The following is a 6888-nucleotide window of genomic DNA, read 5'->3' as shown; positions in this document are numbered from 1 at the left end:
GACCAGCGCGTCCACCCGTGTCCCGCCGTACGACGACCGCGACCGCGGTCCGCGCCACGGGCAGGCGAGGGGTGCAGGTGGGCGGGCGGCCAGGTGGCGCCGCCGTCGGTGCTGACATCGACCCGGGCAATGGGCGCTGCCCCCGACCAGGAACGCCCGGTCAGCACGATCTCGTCCGCGGCGCGGAGGTGGGCGCCCCACGGCAGCTCCCAGGCCGACCGGACCGGATTGACGCCCAGGGGACCGCCGATGTTGTACCACTGGGTGTTCCAGGGCGAAGTGAGCTCGGTCGTCGACACCTCGAGCGCGCCGAGCCACTTGATGCTCCCGATCCCGACCCAGCCCGGGAGGACCAGCCGCAGCGGGTAGCCGTGGTCGGGCAACAGGGGCTCGCCGTCGGCACCCCACGCCAGGACGGCGTCGTCGAGCGCCTTGCTGATCGGGAACGCCCGCCGCACCTTGCCGAGGTTCACGCCCTTGTCGATGTAGTCGTCGTCGAGGCCGGCCGCCTGGACCGACACGGCCGCGGCGCGCAGGCCGGCGGCCTTCAGGACGTCGCGCAGCCACACGCCCTGCCACGTGACGGTGCCGACCGCACCGAGGGTCCACTGCGTGCCCGAAGCCTTCTGGCCCTGCTGGGTGTCGAAGAAGCTGCGGCCGTTGCCGGTGCACTCGTGGACCGAGGTGACCTCGACCGGCTGGAACCGGCGACGCAGCTCCCGGAGACCGAGCGAGATCCCTGCGGCGTCAGCAAGGCCGTCGCCGAACACCCGCAACCGGTACGCATCGGCGTCGATCGTCGGCGTACGGGTGTGGTTGCGCACGAAGAGCCGGTCCTGCGACGTCTGGTAGCGCCCGGGCTCCACCGAGTCCCAGCGGGTCTCGGCGTTGGTGCCGAAGTCGACGTACCAGCTCGGCGGCAGCGGCTTCTGGATCGACGGCGCTCCCGCGACCGCGCGTGCGGCCAGCGGGCCGACCTGCGCCGCCCCGGCGAGCGCGAGGCCCGCCGCGGGGATACCGAGCACCGACCGCCGCCGAAGTCCGCTCTCCGTCATGTCTGCAGACTAACACGAGTGACTTACTAGTGAATCAGTCCTCGACCAGGCCGTCGTTGCGCATCGACCGGTAGGCGACCCGCGCGCTCACCGCCCGTTCGAGCTCCTGGATCACGACGGAGAAGAACTGGCGGCGGTACAGCTCGTCGGTGACGGCGTAGACCGTGAAGTACAGGCCGCTGAACGCTGCCAGGAAGGTCGAGACCCGGATCAGCTCCTGGCTCAGGCGGGTGCCGGTCAGCTCGCCGAGCGGGCCGTCGATCGGGTGCAGCGTGCCCTGTGTCCATGTGCTCACCACCGCCGGCTCCATCGCCACGACACCGAACACGATGAAGAACGCGAACACGGCCAGCGCCAGGAGCAGCACCTGGAGCGCCTGGGCGATGAGCAGGACCAGCACCAGGTTCGCCTTCTGCAGGCCGCTCACCTCGGCGTCGACCGCCCCGACCCGGTCGACCCGCCCCGCGATGCTGCGCGCGGCGTCCTCGAGCGGGGTGCCGGCACAGGCATCGATCAGCTGCTTGCCCTCCACCTCGTCGTCGACGCTGTCGAGCTCCTCGGGCAGGCGCACCATCAAGAAGCCCACCGCGAGGGCGGCGAACAGCAGCACCGCGATCCACAGCACTCCGCCGTCCAGGCTCGCCGCCACCTGCCAGACCTCGGCATTGATGAACAGGAACGTGATGAACAGCAGCAGCAACGGCAGCGCCCGGGTGACCAGCGGGAACATCAGGCCCAGCGAGCGGAAGGTACGGCGGACGGCCCACGTCACGATCAGCCACGCCCGGAGCGTGGCGACGGCGTAGAACGCCAGGACCGCTCCGGCCAGGGTCAGTCCGGCTCCCACACCGGCGGCGGGGCTCAGCCAGGTGCCGATGAGGACTCCGGCTGCGGCACCGAGGACGAGTGCCACGACCGTCAGGGCAACGAGGCGCCCCCGGCGCAGCCCGCGCGCCACTGCTGCGCGATGGTCATCGACGAAGTACGGCAGGCCGTGGTCGACGAACCACCGCTCTGCTGCCGCGAGGTTCTCGACCGGCCCGTCGGGCACGTCAGGCTCCGAGGATCCCGCGGGCACGCGACACGTCATCGGCCATCGCGACGAGCAGCGCGTCGACGGAGTCGAACCGGACCATGCCGCGGAGGCGCTCCACGAAGGTCACCTCGACCTCGCGGCCGTAGAGCTCGAGGTCGGTGCGGTCCAGGACGTAGGACTCGACCCGTCGCTCCCGCTCCCCCGCGAACGTCGGATTGGTGCCCACGCTGATCGCCGCCGGGTACGACGTCCCGGCATCCCCTCCGTCGAGCACGGTCAGCCGGCCGGCGTACACGCCGTCGGCGGGCGCCGCGGCACCCTGGCGCACCGGCACGTTGGCGGTGGGGAAACCGAGCTCGCGTCCGCGCTTGTCGCCCTCGATGACGACGCCGCGGGTGGCGAACGGTCGACCGAGCGCCTCGGCAGCACCGGTGACGTCACCGGCGGCCAGGCACGTGCGGACGTAGGTGGAGGACCAGACCTGGGGCCCGCCGTCGAGGCTGACCTCCTCCAGGACGAAGTCGTTCTCCAGGCCCGAGGCACGCAGCAGGTTGCAGTCGCCGGCCGCGCGATTGCCGAAGCGGAAGTTCGCACCGACCACGACCGCCTTGGCGTGCAGGGTCGCCAGCAGGATCCGCTCGATGAACTCCTGCGGTGTCCAGTCCGCGATCTCGCGGGAGAACGGGATGACCAGCACGTCGTCCACGCCGGCCTCGCCGAGCAGGCGCAGGCGCTCGTCGATGGTCGTCAACGTCGGCGGAGCGTGCTCGGGGCGCAGCACCGCAATGGGGTGCGGGTCGAAGGTGACGGCCACGACGTGCGCGACGCCGACCTCGCCGGCCACCTCGCGGGCCCGGCGCACCACGTGCTGGTGGCCCAGGTGCATGCCGTCGAAGTTGCCGATCGTCACCACAGTGCGCCCGAGGTCACCCGGGACGTCCTCGAAGGCTCGCCACGCTTGCACGGCGCCAGACTACTGATGCGCGCTCAGCCAGGCGGATGCGGGCTCAGCCGACGAAGACTGCTTCGGGGCGCGCGGTGTCACCGTCGGGTCGATACAGCGCCAGGAATTCACCATCGGGCGCGTAGACACCCGTGAGCTCGTCGATGCCGAGGGGCAACGGTCGTCCGAAGCGGACCGACTGCGCCTGCTCCTCGTCGAGGTCCAGGGCCGGGAAGGCTGCGCGGGCTGCGGCGGCGATGGGCAGCTGACTGAACGACTCATTGAGGTCGTCAAGGGTGCGCGCCACGTCGAGCCCATAGGGCCCGACGGCCGTACGACGCAGCGCCGTGAGGTGACCGCCGACGCCGAGGGCTGCACCCACGTCCCGGGCGATGGCGCGGATGTAGGTCCCGCTCGAGCAGCGGACGGTGATGTCGACGTCGAGCCAGTCACCCTCCACCCGCTGGTCGTGGACCTCGAGCGCATGGATCGTGACCGGTCGCGCCTTGAGCTCGACCTCCTCGCCGGCACGCACGCGGGCGTAGGCGCGCTTGCCGTCGACCTTGATCGCGGAGACCGCCGTCGGCACCTGCATGATCTCGCCGACCTGCGCTCCGAACGCCGCTGCAACCGGGCCCGGCTGCAGCGAGGACGCGCCCGCCGTGGCGACGACCTCACCCTCGGCGTCGTCGGTCGTGGTGCTCACGCCCAGGCGCACCGTGGCGTCGTAGCCCTTCTCGGTCAGCATCAGGTGGCCGAGCAGACGGGTCGCCCGTTCGACACCGAGCACCAGCACGCCGGTGGCCATCGGGTCGAGGGTTCCCGCGTGACCCACCTTGCGGGTCCCGGCGAGGCGTCGTACCCGGGCCACGACGTCGTGGCTGGTCATCCCCGCCGGCTTGTCGACGACGACCAGGCCCGATTCGGCCACTACGCCTCGGTGTCCTCGTCGGCAGCGTCGAGGTCGTCCTCGTCGGCGATGACGCGGGGCTTCTTGTACGGGTCCGCCTCGCCTGCGGGCTGGGCGCCCTCGCGAGCGGCGGCCACGGCAGCGTCGGCCTCGCGGGCACGGGCCAGCACCTCGTCGAGCTGGCGCGCCGACTCGGGAATGCCGTCGAACGCGAACGCCAGGCTGGGCACGGTGCGCATGCCGAGCTGCTTGCCGACCTCGGCACGGAGCACGCCCTTGGCCGACTCGAGCGCGGCGGCAGTCTCCTGCTGGACGTCACCGTCGCCGAGCACGGTGTAGTAGATGGTGGCGTTCTGGGCGTCGCCGGTCATCCGGACCTCGGTGATGGTCACGAACCCCAGACGCGGGTCCTTGATCCGACGTTCGAGCATCTCGGCAACTATCACCTTGATGCGGTCGGCGATCTTGCGCACGCGCGGGCTGGCCATGGTCTGTTCCTATCAGTAAACGGAAAACGCCTGCGCCGCCCGGCCCACGAGGGACCGGGCGGCGTAGCGAGCAGCATCAGCTGCGGGGAATCTCGCGCATCTCGAAGGCTTCGACGATGTCGCCTTCCTTGATGTCCTGGAAGTTCTTGAGCACGAGACCGCACTCGAAGCCTTCCCGGACCTCCGACGCGTCGTCCTTCTCCCGCTTGAGCGAGGCAAGGTCGATGTTGTCGGCGACGACAGCGCCATCGCGCAGGATGCGGACCTTGGCGTTGCGCCGGATCACACCACTCGTGACCATGCAGCCTGCGATGTTGCCGATCTTGGACGAGCGGAAGATCGCACGGATCTCCGCCTGGCCGAGAGTCGACTCTTCGTACTCGGGCTTGAGCATGCCCTTGAGGGCAGCCTCGATCTCCTCGATCGCCTGGTAGATGACCGAGTAGTAACGAATCTCGACACCTTCCTTGTCGGCCATCTGGCCCGCCTTGCCCTGCGGCCGGACGTTGAAGCCGATGATGATGGCGTCGGAGGCGGAGGCGAGGTCGACGTTGGTCTCGGTGATCGCACCGACGCCGCGGTCGATGACCCGAAGGCTGACCTCTTCGCCGACATCGATCTGGGCAAGGGCGTCTTCGAGCGCCTCGACCGAACCGGACACGTCACCCTTGAGGATGAGGTTGAGCTCCTGGCTCTCGCCCTTCTCCATGGAGGCCATGAAGTCCTCGAGGGTGCGACGGACACGACGCTTGGCCTGCATGGCCGCACGCTCGCGCGCCTCACGCTTCTCAGCGATCTGGCGAGCCATCCGGTCGTCCTCGACGACGAGGAAGTTCTGACCAGCGCCGGGGACGGCGGTCAGACCGAGGACCATCGCGGGACGCGACGGGTCGGCTTCCTCGATGTTGTCGCCGTGCTCGTCGAGCATCGCGCGGACCCGGCCGTAGGCCGGACCGGCGACGATCGAGTCGCCGACACGCAGCGTTCCGCGCTGGACGAGGATCGTCGCAACCGGACCGCGACCGCGGTCGAGGTGCGCCTCGATGACGAGGCCCTGGGCGTCCTGCACCGGGTTGGCGCGCAGGTCCAGCGACGCGTCAGCGGTCAGCACGATCGCCTCGAGCAGCTTGTCGAGGTTGAGGCCGGCCTTGGCCGAGACGTCGACGAACATCGCGTCGCCGCCGTACTCCTCGGGCACCAGGCCGTACTCGGAGAGCTGGCCACGAACCTTCGTCGGGTCGGCGCTCTCCTTGTCGATCTTGTTGACGGCGACCACGATCGGCACACCGGCAGCGCGGGCGTGGTTGAGCGCCTCGACCGTCTGCGGCATGACGCCGTCGTCCGCCGCGACCACCAGGACGGCGATGTCGGTCGCCTGCGCACCACGGGCACGCATCGAGGTGAAGGCCTCGTGACCCGGGGTGTCGATGAAGGTGATGCGACGGTCGTTGCCGTCGACCTGCGTGTGGACCTGGTAGGCACCGATGTGCTGGGTGATGCCACCGGCCTCGCCGGCCACGACGTTGGCGTCGCGGAGCGCGTCGAGGAGCTTGGTCTTACCGTGGTCGACGTGACCCATGACGGTCACGACCGGCGGACGGATGACGAGGTCTTCCTCGCCGCCCTCGTCGGCACCGAACTCGAGGTCGAACGTCTCGAGCAGCTCGCGGTCCTCGTCCTCCGGGGACACGATCTCGACGGTGTAGTTGAGCTCGTCACCGAGCAGCTCCAGCGTCTCGTCGCCCACCGACTGGGTGGCGGTCACCATCTCGCCGATGTGGAACAGCATCTGCACGAGCGAGGCCGCGTCGACGCCGATCTTGTCGGCGAAGTCGGTCAGCGAGGACCCACGGGCGAGACGGACCGTCTCGCCGTTGCCCTTGCGGACCCGCATGCCGCCGATCGTCGGGGCCTCCATGGCCTCGAATTCCTGGCGACGCGCGCGCTTCGACTTGCGGCCGCGACGGGCGGGACCACCGGGGCGACCGAAGGCACCCTGGGTCTGGCCACGCTGGCCGGGACGGCCACCGCCGGGACGACCGCCGCCACCGGGACCGAAGCCACCGGGACCGCGACCGGGAGCGCCAGCACCCGGCGCGCCGGCGCCAGCGCCGGCACCGGGGGCACCGCGACCCGGAGCGCCACGACCGGGCGCACCGCCCGGACGACCCGGGCCACCGGCACCGGGACGGCCCGGACCACCGGGGCCACGGCCACCGGCGTTCGGGCCGAAGGCGGCCGGGGACTTGGGCATCATGGCCGGGTTCGGACGCGGCATGCCGGGACGGCCACCGGGCGCAGCGGCGGGCGGACGCGGTCCACCCGGACCGGCCTCACCCTCGCGGGCCGGCGGAGCGGCGGCAGGCTTGCGGCCCATGCCCTGGCTCGGCGCGAACGGGTTGTTGCCCGGACGCGGCGTGCCGCTGGGCTTGCCGACCGGACGCGGTGCCGGAGCC

At 70.8% G+C, this 6888-nt stretch carries 6 protein-coding genes; all 6 read right to left on the bottom strand.

The genetic code is table 11. The features are described from left to right. Nucleotides 1-1055: molybdopterin-dependent oxidoreductase (locus ACOADB_RS07910; RefSeq protein WP_378597417.1), on the bottom strand; the 1055-nt coding region annotated here is incomplete at its 3' end. 34 nt (nt 1056-1089) lie between these two features. Continuing rightward, nucleotides 1090-2106, bottom strand: a complete 1017-nt coding sequence (locus ACOADB_RS07905) for a hypothetical protein (protein ID WP_378597416.1) — start codon at nt 2104-2106, stop codon at nt 1090-1092. Nucleotide 2107: 1 nt separating this feature from the next. Then, a complete protein-coding gene (locus ACOADB_RS07900) occupies nt 2108-3055 on the bottom strand; it encodes a bifunctional riboflavin kinase/FAD synthetase (RefSeq protein WP_378597415.1) in 948 nt (315 codons plus the stop codon). Between the two features lie 43 nt (nt 3056-3098). Further along, complete coding sequence (gene truB, locus ACOADB_RS07895; RefSeq protein WP_378597414.1) at nt 3099-3965, bottom strand: tRNA pseudouridine(55) synthase TruB; 867 nt, start codon at nt 3963-3965, stop codon at nt 3099-3101. After that, the gene (gene rbfA / locus ACOADB_RS07890) at nt 3965-4432 is read right to left on the bottom strand and encodes a 30S ribosome-binding factor RbfA (protein WP_378597413.1); all 468 of its coding nucleotides are present in this window, start codon (nt 4430-4432) and stop codon (nt 3965-3967) included. Before rbfA ends, truB begins: the two co-directional genes overlap by 1 nt. 76 nt (nt 4433-4508) lie before the next feature. Further along, nucleotides 4509-6888: translation initiation factor IF-2 (infB, locus tag ACOADB_RS07885; protein WP_378597412.1), on the bottom strand; the 2380-nt coding region annotated here is incomplete at its 5' end.

Source organism: Nocardioides sp. CPCC 206348 (genome assembly GCF_048654705.1).
Taxonomy (GTDB): domain Bacteria; phylum Actinomycetota; class Actinomycetes; order Propionibacteriales; family Nocardioidaceae; genus Nocardioides.
Note: the sequence above shows the minus strand (reverse complement) of the source record. Positions and strands in the feature narration are given on the sequence as shown.

Excerpts from the sequence above, each read along its gene's own strand:
- rbfA (WP_378597413.1), bottom strand. The coding sequence starts at position 4,432 with ATGGCCAGCCCGCGCGTGCGCAAGATCGCCGACCGCATCAAGGTGATA.